General features: G+C 36.9%; 19 protein-coding genes. 18 read left to right on the top strand and 1 reads right to left on the bottom strand.

The features are described from left to right. Nucleotides 1-256 precede the first annotated feature (256 nt). Complete coding sequence (locus ACP8HG_RS04815; RefSeq protein ID WP_187047607.1) at nt 257-1,123, bottom strand: Cof-type HAD-IIB family hydrolase; 867 nt, start codon at nt 1,121-1,123, stop codon at nt 257-259. Between the two features lie 712 nt (nt 1,124-1,835). Between ACP8HG_RS04815 and ACP8HG_RS04820 the strand changes: the two genes are divergently transcribed. From ACP8HG_RS04820 to ACP8HG_RS04905, 18 genes are all read left to right on the top strand, one after another. Then, nucleotides 1,836-2,996, top strand: coding sequence for an ROK family transcriptional regulator (locus tag ACP8HG_RS04820; protein ID WP_338652523.1), 1,161 nt, complete (start codon nt 1,836-1,838; stop codon nt 2,994-2,996). A gap of 636 nt (nt 2,997-3,632) precedes the next feature. Further along, entirely contained in the window at nt 3,633-5,330 is a 1,698-nt protein-coding gene (locus ACP8HG_RS04825; protein WP_438298276.1) for a peptide ABC transporter substrate-binding protein, read from the top strand. 240 nt (nt 5,331-5,570) lie between these two features. Further along, nucleotides 5,571-6,470: an ROK family protein gene (locus ACP8HG_RS04830; protein ID WP_187047862.1), complete on the top strand. Its 900-nt coding sequence runs from the start codon at nt 5,571-5,573 to the stop codon at nt 6,468-6,470. A 115-nt stretch (nt 6,471-6,585) separates the two neighbouring features. Further along, nucleotides 6,586-7,848 carry an ABC transporter substrate-binding protein gene (locus ACP8HG_RS04835; RefSeq protein WP_187047610.1) on the top strand — a complete coding sequence of 421 codons (1,263 nt, stop codon included), beginning with the start codon at nt 6,586-6,588 and terminating at the stop codon, nt 7,846-7,848. Nucleotides 7,849-8,002: 154 nt separating this feature from the next. After that, nucleotides 8,003-8,821 carry a carbohydrate ABC transporter permease gene (locus ACP8HG_RS04840; RefSeq protein ID WP_338652520.1) on the top strand — a complete coding sequence of 273 codons (819 nt, stop codon included), beginning with the start codon at nt 8,003-8,005 and terminating at the stop codon, nt 8,819-8,821. Between the two features lie 33 nt (nt 8,822-8,854). Continuing rightward, on the top strand, nt 8,855-9,667 hold the full coding sequence (locus ACP8HG_RS04845) for a carbohydrate ABC transporter permease (RefSeq protein WP_187047864.1): 813 nt from the start codon (nt 8,855-8,857) through the stop codon (nt 9,665-9,667). Between the two features lie 21 nt (nt 9,668-9,688). Then, a complete protein-coding gene (locus ACP8HG_RS04850) occupies nt 9,689-10,945 on the top strand; it encodes a Gfo/Idh/MocA family protein (protein WP_338652519.1) in 1,257 nt (418 codons plus the stop codon). 25 nt (nt 10,946-10,970) lie between these two features. Beyond that, on the top strand, nt 10,971-12,713 hold the full coding sequence (locus ACP8HG_RS04855) for a glycoside hydrolase family 35 protein (protein ID WP_187047612.1): 1,743 nt from the start codon (nt 10,971-10,973) through the stop codon (nt 12,711-12,713). Between the two features lie 110 nt (nt 12,714-12,823). Then, nucleotides 12,824-13,816 (top strand): LacI family DNA-binding transcriptional regulator, encoded by a 993-nt coding sequence (locus tag ACP8HG_RS04860; RefSeq protein WP_187047613.1) that lies wholly within the window; start codon nt 12,824-12,826, stop codon nt 13,814-13,816. Nucleotides 13,817-13,851: 35 nt separating this feature from the next. Next, nucleotides 13,852-15,027 carry an SIS domain-containing protein gene (locus ACP8HG_RS04865; RefSeq protein WP_438298277.1) on the top strand — a complete coding sequence of 392 codons (1,176 nt, stop codon included), beginning with the start codon at nt 13,852-13,854 and terminating at the stop codon, nt 15,025-15,027. Between the two features lie 57 nt (nt 15,028-15,084). Further along, nucleotides 15,085-15,942 carry a tagatose-bisphosphate aldolase subunit GatY gene (gene gatY / locus ACP8HG_RS04870; RefSeq protein ID WP_187047615.1) on the top strand — a complete coding sequence of 286 codons (858 nt, stop codon included), beginning with the start codon at nt 15,085-15,087 and terminating at the stop codon, nt 15,940-15,942. Between the two features lie 87 nt (nt 15,943-16,029). Continuing rightward, nucleotides 16,030-16,968, top strand: a complete 939-nt coding sequence (locus tag ACP8HG_RS04875) for a hexose kinase (protein ID WP_187047616.1) — start codon at nt 16,030-16,032, stop codon at nt 16,966-16,968. 75 nt (nt 16,969-17,043) lie between these two features. Beyond that, the gene (gene nagA / locus ACP8HG_RS04880; RefSeq protein ID WP_187047617.1) at nt 17,044-18,237 is read left to right on the top strand and encodes an N-acetylglucosamine-6-phosphate deacetylase; all 1,194 of its coding nucleotides are present in this window, start codon (nt 17,044-17,046) and stop codon (nt 18,235-18,237) included. 12 nt (nt 18,238-18,249) lie between these two features. After that, nucleotides 18,250-19,989: a phospho-sugar mutase gene (locus ACP8HG_RS04885; protein WP_422397648.1), complete on the top strand. Its 1,740-nt coding sequence runs from the start codon at nt 18,250-18,252 to the stop codon at nt 19,987-19,989. 383 nt (nt 19,990-20,372) lie between these two features. Further along, nucleotides 20,373-22,745, top strand: a complete 2,373-nt coding sequence (locus ACP8HG_RS04890) for a glycoside hydrolase family 65 protein (protein ID WP_438298278.1) — start codon at nt 20,373-20,375, stop codon at nt 22,743-22,745. 150 nt (nt 22,746-22,895) lie between these two features. Further along, entirely contained in the window at nt 22,896-24,161 is a 1,266-nt protein-coding gene (locus ACP8HG_RS04895; protein WP_340742019.1) for a sugar ABC transporter substrate-binding protein, read from the top strand. Between the two features lie 109 nt (nt 24,162-24,270). Then, a complete protein-coding gene (locus tag ACP8HG_RS04900) occupies nt 24,271-25,146 on the top strand; it encodes a carbohydrate ABC transporter permease (RefSeq protein WP_340742020.1) in 876 nt (291 codons plus the stop codon). After that, complete coding sequence (locus ACP8HG_RS04905) at nt 25,146-25,982, top strand: carbohydrate ABC transporter permease (protein WP_340742021.1); 837 nt, start codon at nt 25,146-25,148, stop codon at nt 25,980-25,982. Before ACP8HG_RS04900 ends, ACP8HG_RS04905 begins: the two co-directional genes overlap by 1 nt. Nucleotides 25,983-26,109 lie beyond the last annotated feature (127 nt).

The raw sequence follows: 26,109 nt of genomic DNA on the forward strand, positions 1-26,109 counted from the left end.
GATAGACAATCGAAGAGGGGGATTTTGATAGATAAAGGAACTATAAGTTTTTCGATATGGAACAGTGTCTATGTCCATCTGTCGGCTTCTTCGAGTTGCCTAAGAATTGATGGCAATGGACAAGATTGCCCTTTCCATCAATTCCTCCAGCGCTTTCGCAATGAGGAGCGATTGAACGGCATCCCTCCTTATTGCGAAAGGATGTCGTGAACTAAGGCTACGTTCAAATATAACGGTGCCTTACGACTTACTTAATTTAAAGTTGACGTTGCAGAATAGCTTCAATTGCTAATCCAACACCATCATGTTCATTTGTTGTTGTGATTTCAGTGCAAGCAGCTTTAATTGCTGCTGGAGCATTACCCATAGCAACAGCGCGTCCTGCACGTACCATCATTGATAAATCATTATAGCTATCACCGATTACCATAACATTTTCCATTGAAATCCCTTTACTCTTGGCGTATTTTTCAACTGCTATTCCTTTTTGTGCATTGATATTTGTAATCTCGAGGTTTCCCGCTCCAGATGAACTGATAGCAAGTCCAGGCAACAACTGAAGTGCTTCTCTAGCTTTATCCAAATTCAGTCTATTAAAGGACGTTCCAAATACTTTATATATTTCACTTCCACGTTGGTTTATCAGCTCTTTGTAAGAATCAACTTGGCGGATATAACCTTGTTCTACTCTATCCATTACTTCTTGTCGAATTTTATCTACGACGGGGATCTGGTTAGCTGCCTCAGCAAGTTGAATGAAAGTATCGATTTGATCTTCAATACTATTAATATAAATGAGCGTATCAATATATAATTGATAATCGATTGTGTGAGTATCTAAAATAGATGTGATTTTTGTGATGTCATTTTCGACTATATGGGTTGCGGAAATCAATTCCCCAAATGCATCTCTAATTTCTGCGCCATTAAGACAAATGTATGAAAGATTCAATCCACTATCCCTAACAGGACCATAGGCTTCTGAGAAACCTCTTCCAGTAGCGATTACAACCTCAATTCCATTTGACTGCGCAGCTAAAATTGCTTGTTTGTTTCTAGTACTGATGCTGTGGTCAGGGCTTAATATTGTTCCATCCATATCAATTGCAATTAGGTGTATCATAATTGTCCCCTTTCTTATACATAGAGACTGATAATACCAATGAATGCGATAAATATCAACTTGCCTGTTCGACAGAGTTTTTCTTGTCCTAGCGAAATAATTATTATCAAAATTAAGAAGCTTCCAATGGAATGAATGAAATGCCTGACAATGAATTCATGAATTAGTATGGAATCTATAGTGAATCTAAATAAGCCAACTTAACGGGTAGTTTTGAGATAACCATTGATGAATTTTTTGCAAACTATGTTCGTTTGTAGGAAAATGGAAATCGTGCAAAGAATCACTGGGGAAGCTTCAATCGATTTGGAATTTGTCTAATTGCAGCAGATACTAGTTCTATATTTGATTTATAGAAAAGAGATTACATTGCTCAGCAATTGGGTGAATAGTAGAACGGTTTGGCTCGAATTCATGCGGCCAAAGGCAATTGGAAAAACATCAAAGAAAAATTGAACTTTTCACACTCAAACAATGCTGTCTGTCTATTCTACTAAAGAGATAAGTGGTAGTATTAATGCTAATGAGCGAAGCGTGTAATGATAATAATGGTTAGCCTTTCGAGCATAAATTGAGAAGCTAATAAATATCAACTAGTTAAAGCGGTTTCCTGTCATGAAAAAACGATTTGATTGGTATTATAGATTAATGTGTTAGAAGTAACATAGGGATGTTATTTATCTATAAATCTATAATAATAGGAGGCTTTAATATGCGGCAAGGCACATTCCAGTGGATGAAATCAGTAAACAAGTCCATTATATTAAATAAAATAAGGACGGACGCACCCATCTCTAGAGCGCAAATTGCTAAAGAGACTAAATTAACGCCGCCTACGGTTAGTAGTAATGTGAAAGAGTTGATTGAGCAAGGGCTTGTAAAAGAAAGTAAGCTTGGTGAGTCTCAAGGTGGCCGTAAGCCAACGATGCTCTTAATCAATAACCAAGAATTTTATGTAGTAGGAGTAGACGCGGGACCGGAAATGATAGAGTGTATCCTCACCGATTTGTCGGGAAAAATTTTGAATCGGACTTTAAGTAAGTTGACTACACCACTAACAAACAACCAATTTCTCATTATTTTAAAAGACTGTATTCACAATTGTATAAAAGACATACCCTCAACTAGTAAAAAAATTATTGGTATAGGTATAGCTATGCATGGAGTTGTGGACGTAGAAACTGGTACATCATTGTTTGCTCCTATTTTAAGTCTGACAAATGTTCCGATTAAAGAAGAATTGGAAAAAGAATTTGAACTAGAAGTTAAAGTAGAAAATGATGCACGCGCTATGGCGTTAGGCGAATCTTGGTTTGGAGATCACGGTGAATTAACGAGTATGTTAGTTGTGAATATTGGACGGGGTGTCGGCGCGGGCCTGATCATTGATGGGAATTTATACCACGGTGCACAAGATATTGCAGGTGAAGTGGGACATATGACTATCGATTTGAACGGAGAAATTTGTGAATGTGGTAATCGCGGTTGTTTGCAAACGTTCACAACGGGTCCCGCGATTGCTAGGCGAGCAATGAAGAGCATATCCCAAGAACTTATCACTGCAGAGGAAGTCTATGAATTAGCTATTAGGGGTAATGAAGAGTTTGTGACGTTATTAAAAGAAACTGGAAGAGTTATTGGAATAGGTTTAACAAATTTAATACATATCATTAATCCGCAAAAAATTGTACTTGGTGGTGGGGTAACAAAAGCAAAAGAATTTATTTTACCAGTCATACTAAAAACGATTGAAGAATGTGCATTGACACCACGGGCAAAGCAGACTGAAGTAACCATAACTAAACTGGGGGATGATGCAACACTTATAGGTGCTGTGTCTTTGCTTTTAGTTGACGTATTTGACCCAAATTGAATATATAATTAAACTAGAATATAACGTATAGCGGTTAGCTTAGCTAGTAAATTTAAATGAAAGAAGTGCAAGAAAACACTCAAATTACTACGTTGTTAAGCCGTTAAAGTAAATTTGAGCTAGATAAGTATCTGGTACTCATTTAATAGTTATTGAAGAAGTATGCTAATCTCTTATGTCCTTAGCGACATAAGGGATTTTTTAATGAGAGCATTTACATACAAATATTTTTTGTATTCTGTATAGACGGAATAATCCATGTATGTTATTATTGGAAAAACGTTAAGTAAACATTTTACTTACTAGATTTACTAAAGGTTTACTTGAATGCGAAAGCTTATTTATTGAGCAGCTAAAAAGAATGTGTGGTGAAATATATTTTGGGTGCAGATGGTCACACTCATGCGAATTGAACGCTATAAAAATACAGAAATTCGGCGGCAAGTGATTTTGTAGGTATGGAAAAATATGAGAACGAGTAATGAAACGTATTGTACAGATTTATAATTGGTTTCTCTAAAGTACTCTATTCTTGTGCATTGCGAAGTGCGAAGTGCCAAAAAGGCATGTTTACTTGTTTGAGTTATTTGAAAAATAATATACCAGTTTGAGAGATAAGTAGAGGAGGTAATCGATTTGAAGAATTATAAAACTGTTTGGATTATTAGTATGATGCTCGTACTTAGTGTGTTATTAGCAGCGTGTGGTGACGTAAAAGAAAGCGCTGACATTATTGATGGAGTAGAAAAAGAGGCGACAGAAGGATCGTTAAAAGATGTATCACAAGTTCTGAACTTGATTGAAGTAGCGGAAATTGCATCTGCTGACTCAGCAATTGCTGAAGACGCAATAAGCACTAAGGTACTCAATAACGTAATGGAAGGACTATACCGTGTGAATCAGGAAGGATTACTAACGCCAGCTATGGCTGAAGCGGAGCCTGAAATCAGTGCAGATGGAATGACGTATACGTTCAAAATTCGTGACGCACAATGGTCCAATGGAACACCTGTAACTGCGCATGACTTCGTATATGCATGGCAACGTGCTATCGATCCTGACATGGCTTCACCTTACGGACCGTATTTGATGGCGGGCATGATTGAAAATGCGACTGAAATCGAAGAAGGTGAGATGGAAGTAGCAGACCTTGGTATTAAGGCAGAAGACGATAAAACGCTTGTTGTTCAACTGGAACGCCCAGTTGCTTACTTCCTATCTCTTACTGCTTTTGCGACATTTTTACCACTTAACGAAGAATTCGTAACTGCCCAAGGTGACAAATATGCTGCTAGCTCTGATGCAATGATTTATAATGGTCCATTCTCATTGGGAGATTGGGACGGTACAGGTAGCTGGAAATACGTTAAAAATAACACGTATTGGGACGCTGCTTCTGTAAAACTCGATGAAATCATTGTTGATATTATTAAAGAAACAGCTACGGCAGTAAAATTATATGAACAAGGCAAGAAAGATCGTGTAGTACTGACTGCTGAGTATGCAATGCAATATGCCGATGATCCAAACATTATCAATGAGGTTGAAACGGCCGTATTCTATTTCAAAATGAACCAAATGCGTGATGGTAAACCAACGCTGCTTGCCAACGCTGACATTCGTAAAGCGATTGCAAGAGCATTCAATAAAGAAGAACTTGCAGAAGTGGTCTTAGCGAATGGTGCTGAAGCTGCTAACTTCCTCGTAGCAAATGACTTCGTGCTCGATGAAAACGGTAAAGACTTCCGTGATTACAGTAAGGATTTCACTGTTTACGATGTTAAAGAAGCTCAAGCTTTTTGGGAAAAAGGACTAAAAGCACTCGGGACAGATAACGTAACAATCGAGCTTCTTGGTGGAGACGCTGAAAGCTCTAAGAAACAACAAGAGTGGTTCAAGTCGGAACTTGAAAGAAATCTACCAGGTTTAACAATCAAACTAAAAGAAGTTCCTTCGGCAGTGCGTCTGGAACTTGATGATACTAGTGATTATGATATCCAAGCAACAGGGTGGGGCCCTGACTTCCAGGATCCAATTTCATTTATGGAATTGTTTGTAACGGGAAGCCCGCAGAATAAAATGGGTTACACAAACCCAGCATATGACGCACTAATTGAATCTACAAAAACAACTTATGCTAATGATCCAATCAAACGTTTTGAAGTATTTGCGGAAGCTGAAAAAATTCTACTTGAAGATGATGCAGCAATTGCGCCGACGTATCAACGCGGAGGAATGTTTCTTAGGAATCCAGCTGTAAAAGGGATTGCTATCAATCCCTTCGGAAGCGATTTCAGTTATAAGTGGATGTATATCGAAGCGGCCGGGAAGTAAGAAGCGTAAAAGAATTCTTTTACTCATTTCCTTGTAATAGTAACTTGAGGAGCGTCTTAGTTTTTGGCAACAGTTGTAGTGTAGTTTTTGTGGAGGGGATTATTTACTACTAACACTCTATATAGACAGAATAATGAGTGTCTGTTAGTATAAAAAACATTAGTAATAGTTTTACTTGTAATTTTACTTGGTTTCAGAGTCAGATAGAAAAGTAGATGAAGAGATTGTGTGGTGAATTATGTGGCATATGCATTGGGTGTTGATATTGGTGGTACAAAAATTGCGACCGTGATAATTGATCAATATGGAGAAATATATAAACGTTCAGAAGTTGCAAGTGATCCATCAGATAAAGAAAAGATGTTTGAGCAGGTCATTAAAAGTATTGAAATGGTGTTAGAAGGTTCAAAAATACATCTTAAAGACATCAAAGGTATGGGGGTTGGTGTACCAGGAAAAATAGATCGTGAGAATGGGATTGCGGTTTTTCAAAACAATTTACCTTGGAGGGACTTTCCAATTGTAAGTCGGTTGCAAGATTACTTTTCTTTTCAAAACATTGTAATCGATAATGATGTATATATGGCTACATTTGCAGAATGGAAAGTATCAGATACAAATAAACAGGATACATTTGTATATTTAACAATTAGTACAGGAATTTCCTGCGCTATTATTCATCAAGGCTCGTTTATGCGCGGGAATGGTTTTGCGGGTGAACTTGGTTTGTTTCCAGTTTTGGCAGGATCATCATTAAATGGAATCGAAAACTTGGAAAAGTCAGCATCTGGCCCAGCTATAAAAAAAATTGCGGAAAAGCGATTTAACAATCCAAATCTAACAACAGGCGAATTTTTCTCGAAATATGAAGAGAATGATGAAGATGCAATAGTGTTAATGAATGAAGTCGTCGGATCTTTAGCGCATGGTATTTATTCAATTATATGTTTGTTAGATCCACACAGGATTGTACTTGGTGGTGGAGTTATTAATAACAATACTCTTTTATTAAATTTAATAAAAGAGTCATTGAAACAATACTTAATCCCTGAACAACAACATATCCTAGAACGCTTATTTACAAGTAAATTAAAAGGAGATTCAGGGATTGTTGGTGCAGGTTTAAAAGGGATTGAGTAGTTAATTAGCAACTATAGAAAGGGGAGCGATAAAGTATTGGGAAGTATATTTTAGCGAATTTAGTAATGTTTAAGTCGAAAAGGGAATGAAATATGGGGAAAAGGGGTTTTTAAAAATGAGGAAAATTGTAGGATTACTTTTTGGTCTATTTTTACTCGTTATTCTTGGAGCTTGTGGAAGTAATAGCGAAGGTGCTAAAGCTGATAATGAAATAACTTTGTGGTATTGGAACAGAGGACTTGATGAAAGTGTTTTGGAGAAAGTGAAAGAAGAGTTCCCGGAAGTTGAGTTTAAAGCTCAGAAGTTACCACCAGGCGGTGATTATAAAACGAAATTGAGTTCTTTATTAGCATCTAAAAATAGTGATGATGCGCCTGATATGGTTTTAATGAACATCTGGGTTTCGGAGTTTTTACCCCATGCTGATCGATTTGTAAATTTATATGATTATGGTGGGGAAGAAATTGAAGAAATATATCCTAAATGGAAAACAAGTCAAGCTATCACTGGTGATGGAAAGACTATGATAGCGGTCCCAGTTGATACATCTCCAACAGGTTTCTTCTATAGAGAAGATGTTTTCTCACAAGCAGGAATAGCTAATTCACCAGAAGAATTATCAAAGAAAATGAGTACATGGGATGGCTATGTGAATGTGTTAACAGCACTTAAAGATAAAACAGACGGATATGCTGTTTCTTCAATTAAAGACGCTTTTTCTGGCCAAGTTAATAAACTAGATCAGCGCGTCTTTGATGAAGAGGACAACTTTATTGGTGACCAAAAACATATTAAAGAAATTTGGGATAAAGTAATTGAATTAAATGAAAAAGGACTTGTTTTTGGTAATATCGAAGAACAGTCACAAGAGTGGAATGCGGCAATTAATAATGATGAACTTGTTGGTTATGATGGACCAGTTTGGGCAAAGGACATACTAATTGATGCAACGCCGGATACTGCAGGTAAGTGGAAGGTTTCCAGATCACCAGTTAGTGATGGAAATGATGGTGGGTCATTCTTAGCAGTATTAAATTCATCGAAAAATCCTAAAGTAAGTGCAGAAATCGCTAAATTTATTAATTCGACTGATAATCAAGTTACTTCATATAAAAATTTGAGTTTATTTCCAGCAGAAATAAAAGCATTAGAGAGTGATGAGATTAATCATGACGAAGAGTTCTTTGGCGGTCAAAACACAACGGAAATATTTGCTGAATCTGCTAAAAATGTAAAAGAAGCATATAGAGGACCTAAAGAATCTATTGTGTTTACAGCGTTTAGGGACGAATTAGATTTAGTTAAAATAAAAAATAAAGATCCTGAAAAAGCGTGGAAAGATGCTCTCGCTAAAATAGAACGGGACCTCGGTCTGTAATATTTAATAGGGGGAATAGCCATTCCTCCTATTAAAATATAAATTCAGGTGGTGAGTTAAAATCGGGATTAACAATAGTCAAGTAATTAAAAAAGATACATGGAAAGAAATAAAGAAGAATAAAGGAGCCTATTTACTAATATCACCATTTTTCTTGATTTTTTTAGTATTTGGTGTATTCCCACTTTTATTCTCTATTTACCTTGCACTGTCTAGTTGGGACGGAATAGGAACGATGGAATTTGTAGGGTTACGAAACTTCGAATTTCTAGTTAAGGACTCCCTATTTTGGAAGTCGATTGCAAATACACTTATCATTTGGTTTTTATCAACACTACCTATGATAATTTTAGCTCTAGTTATTGCATTTTTGTTAAATTCAGCGTTTGTTAAGTTTAGTGGATTCTATAAGACTTTGTATTTCCTACCAAACGTAACAGCAATTGTAGCTGTTGCAATCGTTTTCAGTGTAATATTCGCACCAAGTTATGGGTTAATAAACTATTTTGTTACCTTACTTGGATTTGAAGCCATTGATTGGCATAATAATTCGGCTGGGGTGAAACTAGCTATTTCCGCTATGATTATTTGGAGATGGACAGGATATAATGCGATTATTTTTCTTGCTGGTTTACAAAAGATATCCGGTGATTTATATGAAGCTGCTAGAATTGATGGGGCAAATTCATTTGAAATTTTTACTAAGATAACAATACCATTATTAAAACCAGTTCTATTATTCGTTGTAATTACTTCTACTATTGGTGGAATGCAGACCTTTGTAGAGCCACAACTACTCGTAGGTAATTCTGGAGGAGCTGGGGGAGAAGGGTTAACAATCGTTTTATACCTTTATCAACAAGCGTTTGTGAAAAACCTTTATGGTTATGGTTCAGCAATCGCAATCGGGTTATTTGTAATAATAATGCTATTTTCATTGATTAACTGGAAGGTTATACAACGAAAAAGTTGATAAAGATAAAAGAGGTGAAATAATTTGACTAAAATGAAGAAAATAGTATTACATGCAAGTTTAACCTTAGGAGTTATTATATCAATATTTCCATTCTATTGGTTAATAGTTATGGCAACGAATGATTCAAGTGCAAGTTTTAAATTTCCACCTGTTTGGACATTTGGAGATCAACTCTTTGTAAATATCCAAAAGGTGTTTGCAGAAGTTGACTTTTTAAAATCAATTGCTAATACAATTCTTGTTTCAACGATATCAACAGTATTAGTTTTGTTCTTTAGTTCATTAGCAGGATTTGTTTTCGCTAAATTTGATTTTCCTGGTAAGAACAAACTATTTGTATTTACGCTTGCTACGATGATGATTCCGGCTCAACTATCTCTAATTCCAATGTTTATTATGATGCAACAATTTGGTTGGATTGATAGTTATAAAGCTTTAATAATTCCGGGACTTGTTAGTGCGTTTGGGATATTTTGGGTCAAGCAGTATGCTGAGGGAGCAATTCATGACGATCTATTGAATGCAGCGAGAATCGATGGTTGTGGTATTTTCAGGATGTACTGGAGTATTGCATTGCCAGTTCTAAGGCCAGCATTAGCCTTTTTAGGGATATTTACTTTTATGGGCGTATGGAACGACTACCTATGGCCGCTAATTGTATTGAATGACCCCTCTAAATACACATTAATGGTCGCTTTAGCAAATTTAAAAGGATTACATCAAACAGATGTTGCAGCTGTTATGACTGGAACATTACTAGGGACATTACCGCTGATTATATTATTCTTAATTGTAAGTAGACAATTTATTTCGGATATTGCAGCAGGAGCAGTTAAAGATTAAAAAAAGAAGGATGAGTAGACTTTGAAAAAGACAAAAGCTGTATTAATTGGTGCCGGTGACAGGGGAGCTAAAGCGTACGCTCCTTATGCCAACGATTATCCACACGAATTAGAATTTGTAGCTGTTGCTGAGCTAAATCCTGAGAGAAGAAAGGCGTTCGCACAACAGTACTCACTTTTAGAAAACCAATGTTATGCCACGTGGGAAGAGATGCTAGAAGCTGACATCGATGCAGATATAGCTTTCATCTGTACATTGGATAGGGAACATTATGAACCTACAGTAAGAGCAATCGAAAAAGGATACCATGTTTTACTAGAAAAACCTATGTCACCTGATCCTAAAGAGTGTATTTCCATGGTGGAGATTGCAAAGAAACATGATAAACTGCTAACGATTTGCCATGTTCTTAGGTATACACCATTTTGGCAAAAAATCAAAAGTATCATCGATGAAGGGAAGATAGGGGACATTGTTTCGATTCAATTGAATGAAAATGTCGAAGTTATGCATATGTCACACAGTTTTGTACGGGGAAACTGGAATAATAGTGATATATCTAGTCCAATGATTTTACAAAAGTCATGTCATGATATGGACATCTTAATGTATTTGATGGATCAGAAATGTAAGCATGTCAGTTCCTTCGGATCGTTGATGCATTTTAAGGAATCAAATGCGCCTAAAGACGGCCCTTTACGTTGTTTGGATGGATGTCCTATCGAAAACGACTGCGCATTTCATGCTGGGAAATATTATTTAGGTGAAGGTAAAGGTTGGGCGAAAAAGTTTACAACAGATCATTCGCGAGAAGGTATTATTCATGCGTTAAATACAACGTCATATGGAAAATGTGTCTATCGATCGGATAATAATGTTGTCGATCATCAAGTAGTCAATCTGGAATTTGAAAATGGGGCTACAGCTACTTTTAGTATGTGTGGATTCACAAGAGAGCAAACGAGGATTGTACAAATCATGGGCACAAAAGGTGAAATTAGAGGGAAAATGGATGAAAACTTGATATCTGTATTTGATTTCCTAACAAAAAATGAAACAATTACGAAATTGAATGAACCAAGTAGTGGCCATGGTGGTGGCGATGAAGCCATTGTTAGAGACTTTTTACAAGAAGCAAGAAACTACGATGGAAATGAAAGCAAATCATCCGCTGCTGTATCACTTGAAAGTCATTTATTAGCATTTGGGGCCGAAGCTTCAAGGCGACAAAATGGTAAAGTCATTCATATTGCTAATTTTGCTAACGAAGCTCTCTAACTAAAAAATAAAGGGGTTGCTTATTGTGTCGAATTTAATAGTACAAGGAAAAAGTCTATACATAAACAACGAGCCCATACAACTTATCTCTGGTGCAATCCATTATTTTAGAATTGTACCGGAATACTGGGAAGACCGTTTATTGAAGTTAAAAGCATGTGGTTTTAACTGTGTCGAAACATATGTACCATGGAATTTACATGAGCCAAAAGAAGGTGAATTTAACTTTGAAGGAATTGCTAATATAGAGGAATTCATTCGGATAGCAGATCGTGTAGGATTGCATGTCATTGTTCGCCCTAGTCCATACATATGTGCAGAGTGGGAGTTTGGTGGTTTGCCTGCTTGGTTATTAGCGGATAGTAATATGAGATTTAGGTCATATCATGAACCGTATTTAGAAAAAGTTGATAAGTATTATGACGTTTTATTAAAAAAACTAGTCCCATATTTAACAACAAATGGCGGTCCCATTATTGCGATGCAGATTGAGAATGAATATGGGAGTTATGGAAATGATAAAAAGTATCTTACGCATATAAAAGATGCGATGCTTATAAGAGATATAGATGTATTATTATTTACGTCTGATGGGCCAACAGATTCGATGCTCCAAGGTGGTTCGGTTGAGAACGTTCTTGCGACAGTTAATTTTGGATCTAGACCAACAGAAGCGTTTAACAAGTTGCAAGAGTATTTCCCGAATACACCTAATATCGTCATGGAGTACTGGAATGGGTGGTTTGATCACTGGGGCGAAGAGCATCATCAGCGGGACCCAGCTGAAACCGCCGCAACTTTTTCGGAGATGCTTGAACGTGGGGATTCGGTTAATTTCTATATGTTCCACGGAGGCACAAATTTCGGTTTTTACAATGGTGCCAACTACGGTGATGAATATCAGCCGACGGTTACGAGTTACGACTATGATTGTCCAGTAAGTGAGGCAGGTGATATCACACCTAAATTCCATGCAGTACGTAAGGAAATTGCCAAGCATAAAGACATTGGCGAATTAATATTACCTGAATCAATCCCTAAAATGAATTATGGACCTGTTACAATGACGGAGTCAGTTCAGTTATTTGATGCACTAGAAATGATTAGTAAGCCAATCCAAAAGGCAAACCCGGAAACAATGGAGAAGTTGGGCCAAGATTATGGATTTACACTTTATCGTACGTTTTTAGAAGGCCCAAAAGAAGAAGCGGCATTAACAATCCAAGAAGTCCGTGATCGTGCGCTGGTATTTGTTGATAATGAGTATAAGGGAGTCATTGATCGGTGGAAAAATAACACCATTTCATTTGCAGTACCTAAAGAAGGTGTACAAATCGATTTACTAGTTGAAAATATGGGGCGTATTAATTATGGCCCTTTGATGAATGATCCAAAAGGAATTACAGAAGGTGTTCGGTTTGAACGACAATTCTTATTTGACTGGACGATGTATCCTTTACCAATGGACAATCTTCAATTACTGTCGTTTAAGGAAAACAATGAAAAGACTACTGGGCCTGCATTTTACAAAGGAACATTTAATGTAGAAGAGATTGGCGATACTTTTGTGGAATTACCTGGGTGGACAAAAGGATTTGTCGTTGTTAATGGATTTAATCTGGGCAGGTACTGGGAAGTTGGGCCGCAAGAAACATTATACTTGCCAGGTCCGTTAGTAAGAAAAGGTGAAAATGAAATTATTATTTTTGAATTACATGGAACAGCGGCTCCTAAAGTCTCGCTAATAGACACACATAAACTAGGCTAAATCATAGGACAGTTGCTAATCTGTTCTATGACTATAAATACTGTATGATGTATATATTGTAGGTAATCTACTAAATACGGTAATTATAGAAATGGAAAAGGTGATTGAGAGTGGCAACGATTAAAGATATAGCAGAAAAAGCGGGTGTCTCTTCTGCAACAGTTTCTCGGGTGCTTAATTATGATGCAAGCTTATCGGTAGCAGATGAAACGAAGAAGAAGATATTTGAAGTAGCAGAAGAATTATCATACCGAAAAACTTCGTCAAAGAGGTATGTCGATCAAAAGGTCGCTGTTGTGCATTGGTATACGGAAAAAGAAGAATTAAATGACCTTTATTATTTATCAATAAGGCTTGGAATCGAAAAACGATGTAAAGAAATTGGTATGAAGCCAGAAGTATATTTTTTCAATAATATTAAAGATATAAAGGCTGCTGAAATAGAGGGTATTATTGCTGTTGGTAAATTTAGCGAACAACAAGTTAAGGAATTAACAACTATTAATCCAATGGTTGTCTTTGTCGATTACAGTCCTAATGAAGATAAATATGATTCAATTGTCATTGATTTTGAAAAAGCTACAAAGAAAATAATCGATTTTTTCCTTTCCACTGATCATCGTAAAATAGGATTTATTGGCGGGAGAGAATTACTGAAAGGCCAGACCGAACCTATAGAAGATTTAAGGGAAAAGACGTATAAATCCTATATGTGGGAAAATGGACTGTTTGATGAACGATTTGTCTATGTGGGCTCATTTTCAGTTGAAGATGGCTACAACTTAATGAAACAAGCTATAGAAGACTTAGGCGAAGACTTACCGACTGCCTTTTTTATGAGTAGTGATGTTATGGCCATTGGTAGTTTAAGAGCACTTCATGAGGCTAATATAACAATCCCAGACCGGGTCAGTATTATTGGGATAAATGACATGACAGTTTCGAAATATATGTACCCATCATTAAGTACGATTAGAGTATATACGGAAGTTATGGGTGAAACAGCTGTAGATACATTATTAGAACGACTAGAAGGCAGAAAAATAGCGAAGAAAATACTTGTTTCGACCAAACTTATTATTCGCGATAGTGTGAAAAAGTAAGGGAAGTATTCATTGAAGAAGTGGAGGATGTTAAAATGTTTAATCTAACTTCAGACCAAATTAAGGAAAGCAATGCGGTACATACGACAAGGGAAATACATCAACAGCCAGTTGTATGGAAGGAACTGGTTACAGATTTAGTAGAGCAGCAAGAAACTTTAAAAGGATTTCTTACATCCATTTACAAAAAACATGATACTGTTCGAGTTATTTTAACTGGTGCCGGTACATCTGCATTTGTTGGCGACACTTTAGTTCCAGAATTAGCACGACAAAATCAACAAAACGTCCAATTTGAATCAATCCCAACAACTGATATTGTCTCCAATCCAACAGAATACTTATTTAAAGAGATACCAACAATCTTGGTGTCATTTGCACGGTCCGGTAATAGCCCGGAAAGTGTTGCGACTGTTACATTAGGGCAAGAGATTGTTACTGACTTTTATCAAGTTGTTATTACATGTAATAAGGATGGACAATTAGCGAAAAATATTCAAGGCGATGACAAAAGTATTACGCTGTTAATGCCTGAAAAAGCAAATGATCAATCATTAGCAATGACAAGTAGTTTCACGAGTATGACCATTGCTGCTTATGTGTTGTTTACTGAGGATGTCTTTACGAAAGACGTAGCAACACAAGTTATTACTAGTGCGGAACAGTTAATTGAAAGACTAGGGAACACTGTTGATGAAGTATTGGGATTTGATTTTGAACGAATTGCATATTTAGGTTCAGGTTTACTTGCTCAACTGTCACATGAAGCAGCTTTAAAAATGCTTGAACTCTCCGGTGGACAAGTTGTTGCAATCCACGAATCATCACTCGGATTCCGTCATGGTCCGAAATCAATTTTGAATGACAAATCAGCAGTCGTTTTATTCATGTCACAAGATCCCTATACAAGAAAATACGATCTGGATATTTTACAGGAATTAGCGGCAGCAAAATCTGGCATGAAAATTGTAGCACTTACTGAAACGAAGGATGAAGAAGTTGAAAAACTAGCTGACTGGGTTATTTCAGTAAATACTGGCACAGAATCACTTTCAAGCGACTTCCATCTTGCATTATTGTATATCATTTTCGCCCAAGCTCTAGCATTGAAAAAATCAATTCAATTAGGAATCACACCAGACAATCCGAGTCCGGATGGAGCGATTAGCCGTGTCGTTAAAGGTGTTACTATTTACGACTATAAAAAATAAGTTATCCAGTTATCAAATCGATTCAATTCATTAATGGAATAACTAGGGGGAAAAGTGATGGGATACGTACAAAACACGAAAGAAATGCTCATTAAAGCTAGAAAAGAAGGGTATGCTGTTCCTGCTTTTAATATTCATAATCTAGAAACAATCCAAGTGGTCATTGAGGCAGCAGTTGAATTAAGATCGCCCGTCATCCTAGCGGCGACTCCTGGAACGATGGCTTATGGTGGTCGTGAATATATTCAAGCAATTGCTGAAGTAGCAGCAAAGAGCAATGATATACCAATTGCATTGCACTTAGATCATCATGAAACAGTTGAATCGATTGTAGAATCGCTTGAGTTAGGTGTAAAAGCGGTCATGGTGGATGGATCACATGGTACTTTTGAAGAAAATATTGCTCTCTCTAAAAAAGTAGTAGATGAAGCTCACAAATATGGTGCGACTGTCGAAGCTGAACTAGGGAAATTAGTTGGGCAAGAAGATGATATTATTGTTGAAGCAGCAGATGCAGCGTATACAGATCCAGATACTGTACAAGAATTTATTGAGAGAACAGGTATTGACTCACTCGCTGTTGCGATTGGCACAGGTCACGGTCTTTATGAGACTAAACCGAATCTTGACTTTGATCGTCTAGAAAAGATAAAAAACTTAGTAGAAATTCCAATTGTGCTTCATGGTGCTTCGGGAATTTCACAAGAGGATGTTCGAACATGTATTTCACTTGGTTGTGCAAAAGTAAATATTTCGACGGAGCTAAAGATCCCGTTCTCTGAAGCATTGCGCACGTATTTAATAGAAAATCCAAATGAAACAGATACAAGAAAGTATATGAAACCAGCTAAAGACGCTATGAGGAACGCAGTTAAAGAGAAAATAATCATGTGCATGAGTGACGGAAAAGCATGACGATGTGGAGTGAGGGAATATTCTCACTCCATTTGAGTATACAGGGGTAAACTTTGTAATGTATTATTGAGGATGGAGTGGTATACGATGATATTAACGATTACATTAAATCCAGCAGTAGATATTAGTTATAAGCTTGATAACTTATTGCTTGATACGGTAAACAGGGTCGAAGATGTATCTAAAACTGCGGGCGGAAAAGGGTTGAATGTAGCACGGGTATTGCAACAACTAGGCGAAGATGTCGCTGCATCGGGCTTTTTAGGTGGTAGCTTAGGAGATTTCATTCGTACGCAACTTGCGGTAATTGGAATTCAAGATTTTTTTGTTCCGATAGATGGTGAAACGCGCAATTGCATAGCTGTAATCCATGAAGGAAAACAGACGGAGATATTAGAAACTGGCCCAGTAATATCAGTAGGTGAAGCGGCACTTTTTTTAGATAAATTTACTGAATATGCAGAACAGGTTGAGATTGTAACACTATCTGGAAGTCTGCCAAAAGGCTTGCCGACGGATTTTTATGTTGAATTAGTGAAGATTTGCAACCAATATGATACCCAGGTTTTACTAGATGCGAATGGGGCTTTATTAACAGCACAAGTAGCAAGTGAACATAAGCCTTATTTAATTAAACCGAATGAGGAAGAACTTGCAGATTTACTTGGTCAAACGTCTCTTGATGAAACACAAATTATGGAAGCGCTAGAATCAGCGCTGTTTGCAGATATCCCTTGGGTTGTTGTCACGCTAGGCGCGGATGGCGCGATTGTGAAAAATAACAAGACTCTTTACAGAGCAAAGGCCCCTAAGATTAAGGCGATTAATCCTGTAGGTTCTGGTGATTCCGTAATTGCGGGGTTTGCTGCGGGAATAGCCCGTGGTTTAGAAGATGCAGCCTTAATCAAATATGGACTATCAATTGGTGTTCTAAATGCGCTGGAAGAAAAAACGGGTCACATTAATGCAGAAAAAGTAGAGTGGGCTGTTGAGCAGATGTTGGTCGATAGAATCGAAAGAGGATAAGTGTGATTGTGCATAATTGAATGAGTGTCGATTTATATTGCAATACTAGACTGAACGTATGGAAGGAAGTTATTCTTGGGAAACTTATATTTAATTAACGCTACACTAGTTTTGGAAGATAGTGTATTGCACGAAGGGTTTATACATATTAAAGAAGAAAAAATCGAGTCTATTGGTGTGATGGGAGATTGCCCCTCTTTGGCTACGGCAGATCGAGTAATCGATTGTAAAGGGAAACAATATGTGATTCCAGGTATGATTGATATTCATGTTCATGGAGCGGCAGGATTCGACTTTATGGATGGTAAACAGGAAGCTTTTGAAGGAATAGCGCTTGCTCTAGCAAAAGAGGGGACAACCTCATTCCTGGCAACAACCATAACGAATCCAGTCTCTTATACTAGTGAAACGCTAAAAAGTCTTGGGAGATATCGAGTAGAAAGCAATGATCCGGGAACCGCGGAAATGCTAGGTATTCATTTAGAAGGCCCTTTTATTAATAAAACACAAAAAGGGGCCCAACCAGAAAATGCTATTATTACGCCGGATGCTAATTTATTTAAAGAATGGCAGGAATTATCTGGATGTTCTATTAAAATCATCACATATGCGCCGGAGTTGGACAACGATTTTGAACTTCTAACTGAACTTAACAAAACCAATGTGATTCCATCGATGGGTCATACAAATGCATCCTATGATGAATCAGTTCATGCCATATCACACGGTGTTAGCCATGCAACGCATTTGTTTAATGGCATGAAAGGAATGCACCATCGTGATCCTGGAGTTGTTGGAGCAGTTCTTTTACAGGACGATATCCATGTTGAAATTATTCCAGATGGCATTCATTTTCATCCGGATTTAATGAAACTCATTGTGAAAATGAAAGGGCTTGAAAAAGTACTAGTCATAACTGACGGGATGCGTGCGAAAGGGATGCCAGATGGGGAGTATGATTTGGGCGGCCAGGAAGTGACTGTGCGCGACGACAAATGTTTATTAACGTCGACTGGTTCTTTGGCTGGAAGCATAGTGACGATGAATAGCGCTAGATTGAACCTCGCCAAGTGGCTAGAGTTGTCTATCCATGAACAACTGCAAATCACCTCAATAAACCAAGCGAATCGTTTAGGGCTATCAGGACGAAAAGGATCATTAATGACTGGTAAAGATGCTGATGTTGTTGTTCTAGGGCAAGAAGGTTCAGTCGAGTTGACAATTTGTAGGGGTTCTGTAGCATATGAACGTAGTGGTGCATTCAAATGACTTTGGGAGGTTATTCATGTGGCGTGGCAAGATGGAGCAGCAAAATGGTTTAATTATGGTGATTTAGAAGTTGCACTAAAGCAACAACTTCTGGTTGAAAAAAACAATAAAGAATTACTGGAAGATTGTTTTTATAAAAATCTCTCATTCGGCACGGCCGGCTTGCGCGGAGAACTGGGGTTTGGTACGAATCGGATGAATATCTACACTGTTAGGAAAGCGGCACTTGGGCTTGCTTTATATATAAAAAGCTGCGGGGAGGTTGCAGAAAATAGGGGCGTCGTAATTGCTTATGATCCGAGGCATCAATCTGCGGAATTTGGTCTTGAAGTGGCGAAAGTCCTTGGGTTTAATGGCATTCGTTGTTATTTGTTTGATGAACTTCAATCTACTCCATTGTTATCCTTTGCAGTGCGGGAGTTGAATACGTTTTCGGGCATTGTCATTACAGCAAGCCATAATCCATCAGAATACAATGGACTGAAGGTATACGGAGAAGATGGTGGACAAGTAACTTTAGAAGCCGCAAATGCGATTACTGCTCATACGGAGAGTATTAATGATCTATTTTCGGTTGAGGTCGCGGAAGAGGCTATTCTCTTAAAAGAGGGATTGCTTACTTATTTGAATCATGAAATGAGCGACCGGTATGTATTGCATTTGAATGGAATACTTTTAGGCGGAGAGCCGGATAAAGGTCTATCGATTGTATATTCTCCACTTCACGGAGCAGGGGGCAAATTAGTTAGTAGAGGACTAGAGGTAGCAGGCTTCTCGGACGTAACCATAGTTAGTGAACAGGCAATTCCAGATCCGAATTTTACAACCGTTAAGTACCCAAATCCGGAGGAATCACAAGCCTTCGAAATGGCACTTACATATGGCTATAAAGTGAAAGCGGATCTACTCATAGCTACTGATCCAGATGCAGACCGAATGGGAGTTGCAGTACGGGATTTAGAAGGAGAATATGTTTTTTTAACAGGTAATCAGATTGGTGCATTACTATTAAATGCATTGTTGGAAGATAAGTCGGACCGCGATACAATGCCGAAAAATGGTGTTGTTTTAAAAACAATCGTCACATCAGAACTTGGTAGGGCGATTGCAGACAAGTATGGTGTTAAAACGATGGACGTCCTTACAGGGTTTAAATTTATAAGTGAAAAAATCTTAGAATTTGAAGAAACTGCAGAGTCAACTTTCTTATTTGGTTATGAGGAGAGCTATGGCTACCTGATTGGCGATTTCGTACGGGATAAAGACGCTGTCCAAGCATCGGTTTTAATTGCTGAAGTGGCCGCTCGTTATAAAGCAAAAGGCCAAACATTATTGGATGGACTACACGAACTGTATGAAGAGCACGGCTTTTATCAAGAAAGTTTGGAATCAATAACGCTAAGAGGGAAGACTGGAATGGCGAAAATTGATGAAATCGTGAATTATTTCCGGTCGACATCATTTGTAAAAGAGTTTACCAAACCCCTTTCAATCATTGAAGATTATTCATCTGGACATTTTGTTAACGTTGAAACGGGGGATCGGCGGCCACTCAATTTACCTATCGCGAATGCTCTTAAATTTATATTGTCTAATGGTGCATGGTTCGCCATCCGTCCATCTGGAACAGAACCGAAAATTAAGTTCTATTTTGGAGTGAAGGGCGCGACAAAAGTTGAAAGTGACGCGCTTTTATTGAAATTAAAAGAGGCAGTTATGACGGTAGTAGAGGGGTTAACTTCTGACTCGTAATGAGGAGGCAAGTAGAAACTGGGAATGTTGAAAAGGAAACTTTGAATTAGTAGATATAAAGTTGTTAGAACTTATGGGCAAGATTTCCTTGTCATAGGGGATAGCAACTTTTTTGAAGTCAATGAATCGATAGATATTCCTTTCGAACAGATTACTAGTAGACTAAAGGATCATAGAAATCAAAATAAATTGATTGACAATTTAGAATATCGGTTCTATAATTCGTTGTAAGCTCATATATTAGTTTTTAAACAAAATCTAAAACGATTTCGCAAATGGTCATATTGAGCATCTCAATCAAAGCGTATATTTTTTTAGTTTAAAACTAAAACGTTTTCGTGAATTAATGAAAGCGTATTCACTGAAGGGAGGACTTTCATTGTATGATGAATTATTCGCAAGGTAAAGGAGAACTCAAGAATTGGGTTGTTTCCGAAGTTGAGTTTTCTCCTGATACATTAGGGAAAAGTGAATCAATTATGTATCTTGGAAATGGATATATGGGATTGAGATCTACTACTGAAGAGCCATACATAAAAGACAAAAGAAATTTGCTTATAAGTGGAACATTTAATAGAGCTGAGGAAAATGAAGTTACGGAGTTACCAAATTTAGCGGATGTTACAAGGTTTGATATACGGATAGATGGTGAACGTTTTAGCCTTGAATTTGGAGAAACGAAGAATTACCAGCGACAATTAAATCTGAAAACGGCTGAGCTGACAAGGTATTTTGACTGGACTTCACCAAGAGGAAAAGAATTACGATTCCATTTTAGACGGTTTGTTTCACTGGATAACTTACATTTAATTGGGATGAAAATGATGGTTGAAAGTCTTACAGATCCAGTTCGAATTTCCCTTGATTCCGGTATTGATGCACAAATGAGCAATTCTGGATCACAACATTTTCTTGAAGGTGAACGAAGAATTTTTGATAAGCAATTCATTCAGTTAGTCCAAACAACTAATGAATCTAAAATTGATGTTGTAATTAACACAACTCATAAAATTACGGTTAATGATGAGGAAAGAATCAAAGTTCCTGAGATGAATATGGATCGTCGAAAAGTATGGTTGACTTATGATTTCAGTCTTCAGCCTACTGATAAACTGGAAATAGAAAAAATAACAACAGTGTTCACTAGCCGAGATAAGGAATTCGAAAAAGCTGAATACAATATACAACAACTTCGCGACCATTCATTACAAGATTTACAAGACAGCTCCGGAAAAGGATATGATACACTTTTTCAGTCACATTTGGAGACGTGGCAGAACAAGATATGGGAAGCATATAATTTCGAGATTAATAGCGATGATGACTTTGATCAACTTGCATTGCGTTTTTCGCTTTACCATTTAACCATTATGACACCAGCACACGATGACAGAATGGGAATCGCAGCAAAAGCGTTAAGTGGAGAAGGTTATAAAGGACATTCGTTTTGGGATACAGAATTATTCATTCTTCCATTTTTCATCTATTCTAATCCCAAAGTTGCAAAATCGCTATTAACCTATCGTTACCATGGTTTAGTAGGAGCAAGGAAAAAAGCTAGAGAAAATGGTTACCTTGGTGCGATGTATCCGTGGGAAGTAGCCTGGCCGACAGATGGAGAAGTAACGCCAGTTTGGGGAGATATTGATATCGTTACTGGAAATCAGACGAAAATTTGGTCAGGATTTATCGAACAGCACATTACTGCAGATATCGCCTTTGCTGTTTATCAATACTATAATGTTACAGCTGATCAGGGATTCATGGACCACTATGGTTATGAGATTATTTTTGATACAGCAACGTTTTGGGCAAGTCGGCTTGAGTGGAACGAGAAAAAACAAAAATATCATATCAATGATGTAATTGGTCCGGATGAGTACAAAGAACATGTAGATAACAATGCCTTTACGAATTATATGGCGTATTTCAATATGAAACTAGCAATCCGCTATTATGAAAAGTTAACAATGGAAAACCCGATGTGTTTAAAAGAACTAACCAAAAAGTTGAATTTGGATAAAGCATATCAACATTGGCAGGATAAAGCAGGAAAAATCTATTTACCAGAACCGCGCGAAGAAGATCTAGTAATACCGCAAGATGATACGTATTTACTGTTAAAAGAAATTGATCTCGCGAAATATAAAAATCAGGAGAAAGTTAGAGGTATCTATCGAGATTATAATTCGGAACAAATAAATAAATTGCAGATTACGAAACAGGCGGACACATTAATCTTGTTTTACTTGTTAGAACAAACTTTTTTAAATGATGATGAACGCATTTCAGAAGCTGTTAAACGAGCAAATTTTAATTATTATGAACCGAAGACATTACATGATTCATCGCTAAGTTTGGCGACACACGCAATCGTAGCAAATGATATTGGTGACATTGATTTAGCCTATTCTTTATTTAAAAAATCTAGTGAAATCGACTTAGGACCACTGATGAATACATCAGATGATGGTGTTCATGCGGCTTCTATTGGTGGTATTTGGAAATCAGCAATCTTTGGTTTTGCTGGAATCAGGCTTGTCGATGGAAGACTTAGAATAAACCCAAGAATACCAAAACATTGGCATCATATGAAGTTTACGATTCATTGGCAGGCTCAGCCGGTTACTATTTCAATAACAAAATCTACCTTGTCAGTGAAGGTGGAAAACAAGGAGAGCATAACATTTGAGGTTTTTGGTGAAATTCATGAGTGTGATGATTTTATAGAAATACCATTTGGTTTAACAGAGTGAAATATCACTCGATGGAGGACCTGCATCCTCTGCATATAAAGCTAACTAATGCAGGATAACTAGTAAAGGGTGTATTAAATGTTGGTAGTTATAAAATGATTATTCATTTTATTTACTATAAAAATTCAAATGATAAGAGGGGGAAATTAAATGAAGCATCAAAAAAGAAAGATTGGTAGTCTATTGCTAATAGCTTTATTACTTCTTTTAACTGCATGTAGTAGTGGAAAAGAAGATGGTGAAAAATCGGAAGAAAGTACTAAAGAGCCTGAAAAATCAGCAGCTCAAAAAATCACGATTTTCCAAAGTAAGGTTGAAATATCTGATCAGTTGGAAGCACTGACAAAAGAATATACGAAAGAAACAGGCGTCGAAGTGGAAGTCTGGGGGACAACAGGTGATGATTACTTCCAACAACTACAAATTCGTCTGAACAGTAATCAAGGTCCGTCTATTTTTAGTCTTCAAAATGTGACAGAAGCTGAAAAACTAAAATCGTATGCTTACGATATGACTTCTGAAGGATATGTAAAACACATTGCTCCTGGAATGGAATTAGAAATTGATGATAAGATCGTTGGTGTTCCATATGGCGTCGAAGGATTTGGTATGGTTTACAACAAAGATTTAGTTAAACCTGAAGACGTTGCCGACTATGAATCTTTTGTACGTACATTAGAAAAGTTTAAAGCTGAAGATATTAATGGTTTTGGTCTTTCTAAAGAAGCTTATTTCTTAATTGGCCATATTGCAAACTATCCTTTCGCATTGCAAAACGATCATTACGAGTTCATCGATAAATTGACAGATGGTGGAGTTACGATGGCAGGCACGAAAGAATTCCAAGAGTTTGGGAAATTTATGGATGCTATTAAAACGAATACGGTAAGTCCATTGGATGTAACGTATGACAAAGAAGTAGGTGACTTTGCTGCTGGTAAATCTGCAATGATTCATCAAGGTAACTGGGCGTGGGGTATGCTGTCTGATTTCGATGTGGATTTTGAAGTAGGCATGTTACCGTTCCCATTAATGGGCAATGATAAATTGGCTGTTGGAGTCGGTAACAACTGGACGATTAATGGGGAAAAAGATGAGGCTGAAGTTAAAGCAGCAAATGACTTTTTGAACTGGATGTTTACAACTGAAACGGGTCATCAATACATTGTTGAGGAATTCGGATTTGTTCCAGCTTTGACAAATATCGATGCAGGCAATTTAGATCCACTATCTCAAGATGTATTAAAAGCTTCAAATAGTGGTCAAACAATACCTTGGGCACTAAATTATTTCCCAGCTAATATTATTCCGAATGATTTTGCGCCAGCTGCAGAAGAATTCTTCTTGTCAAAAGATATGACAGGTGATGAATTCATTCAAAAAATGGATGGAGCATGGAAAAACGCTGTGAAATAATATCACTATAACATCATAGTTATCATGAATAGGAAGATAGATTTTTATAATCTATCTTCCTTTATTAACTAGTTGAAAGATAGAAAAACTACTAGAAAGTGGTGGTTACATGCCAGGAAAAAATAATAAAGGGTGGTACATATTATTTACTGCTCCGCTATTGCTAATTTTTGTTACGGTAGTGATTATTCCTTTTTTAATAGGAATTTACTACTCCTTTTTCGAATGGGATGGGATTGCAGCAAACCCAAAAGTATTTGTAGGATTTGATAATTTCATCAAGTTATTTGGTGACACACGTTTTCTTGCATCTACATGGAAAACGACATTGTTTACATTTTTAGCAGTTATTTCAGTAAATGTGGTAGGACTAGCTTTTGCTTTACTGGTGACATCCAAACTCAGAATTGCAAATATGGCACGTACAATGGTATTTATGCCCTATTTGATCGGTGGACTAATACTAGGATACATTTGGCAATTTATCTTTTTGGATGTATTTACATTGATAGGTAAAGTGACTGGACTAGACAATGTATTTTTTAATTGGCTAATCGATATTGATTATGCATTATATGCCCTAGTTCTCGTTTTCACATGGCAAATGGCGGGATACATTATGATCATTTATATCGCGGGAATTCAAGGTATTCCCAATGACGTAGTCGAAGCATCTAAAATTGATGGTGCAAGTGGGTGGCAAAGACTTAGAAAAATCACTTTTCCTTTATTAATGCCAGCTTTTACAATCAGTTTATTTTTAACTCTTTCATCAGCATTTAAAATTTATGATGTAAACTTGTCCTTAACAGGTGGTGGCCCAGCTAATTCGACGGAAATGTTTGCGATGAATATTTATAATGAAATTTTTGGTTATGGTAATTATGGATTTGGTCAAGCGAAAGCAATTGTATTTTTCTTTGTTGTTGCTGCTATTACACTGACTCAAGTCTATATTACGAAGAAGCGGGAGGTAGAGATGTGATGGGAAAAATACGAGGAATTACAAAAGAAGTATTACTCTTATTGGCAGCACTTTTCTTCTTATCTCCCATTTACATAATCATTGTAAACTCATTTAAAGATCGCCGTGAACTTTATGAAAATGCACTTGCATTGCCTGGGAAATTCAGTTTTCAGTATTATCTAGAAGCTATGGAAAAGATGAATTTTTTGACTGCGCTGGGAAACTCATTATATATTACTATTTTCTCAGTTGTGATTATTGTTGTTTTATCTTCGATGACTGCATGGATGTTAGCTAGAACGGACAATAAGTTGAGCAAAATTATTTTCATGACTTTTATAGCAACGATGCTTATACCTTTCCAAACATTGATGATGCCTTTAATGCAACTCATGAGTACTATTACGAATACGTTACACATTCCAATGTTCAATACTCGTGAAGGTTTAATTTTTATGCATGTTGGATTTAGTTCAAGTATTTCTGTCTTTCTATATCATGGTTTTATTAAGTCTATTCCAATCACTCTGGAAGAAGCAGCTACGATTGATGGAGCTTCAAAGTTTGGGGTCTTTTGGAAAATCATTTTCCCGATGTTGAAACCGATTACTGTTACTGTGATGATCCTAAACGTTATTAATATTTGGAATGATTATCTATTACCGTCCCTAACACTTACTGACAAGGGGCTTCGAACAATACCACTATCAACTTTTTATTTCTTTGGCGAATTTACGATTAAGTGGAATTTAGCAATGGCGGGATTGATGTTGACAATCATTCCAGTTGTAATTTTCTATGTACTTGCACAAAAACATATTATTAAAGGTATTGGGGAAGGCGCAGTGAAATAAATTCGTTCTTGCAGTGGGAAAGAGAATGCAAGTTTTTTCGGGTTTTATGAGAGCATTATCGGGTTCGACTCTATAGATAATGCGATTGCCCGTTATTAATATTAACTAATTAAGGAAGTGATTCTAA

Origin of the sequence: Sporosarcina sp. FA15, assembly GCF_051550195.1 — a bacterium.
Classification (GTDB): Bacteria; Bacillota; Bacilli; order Bacillales_A; family Planococcaceae; genus Sporosarcina; species Sporosarcina psychrophila.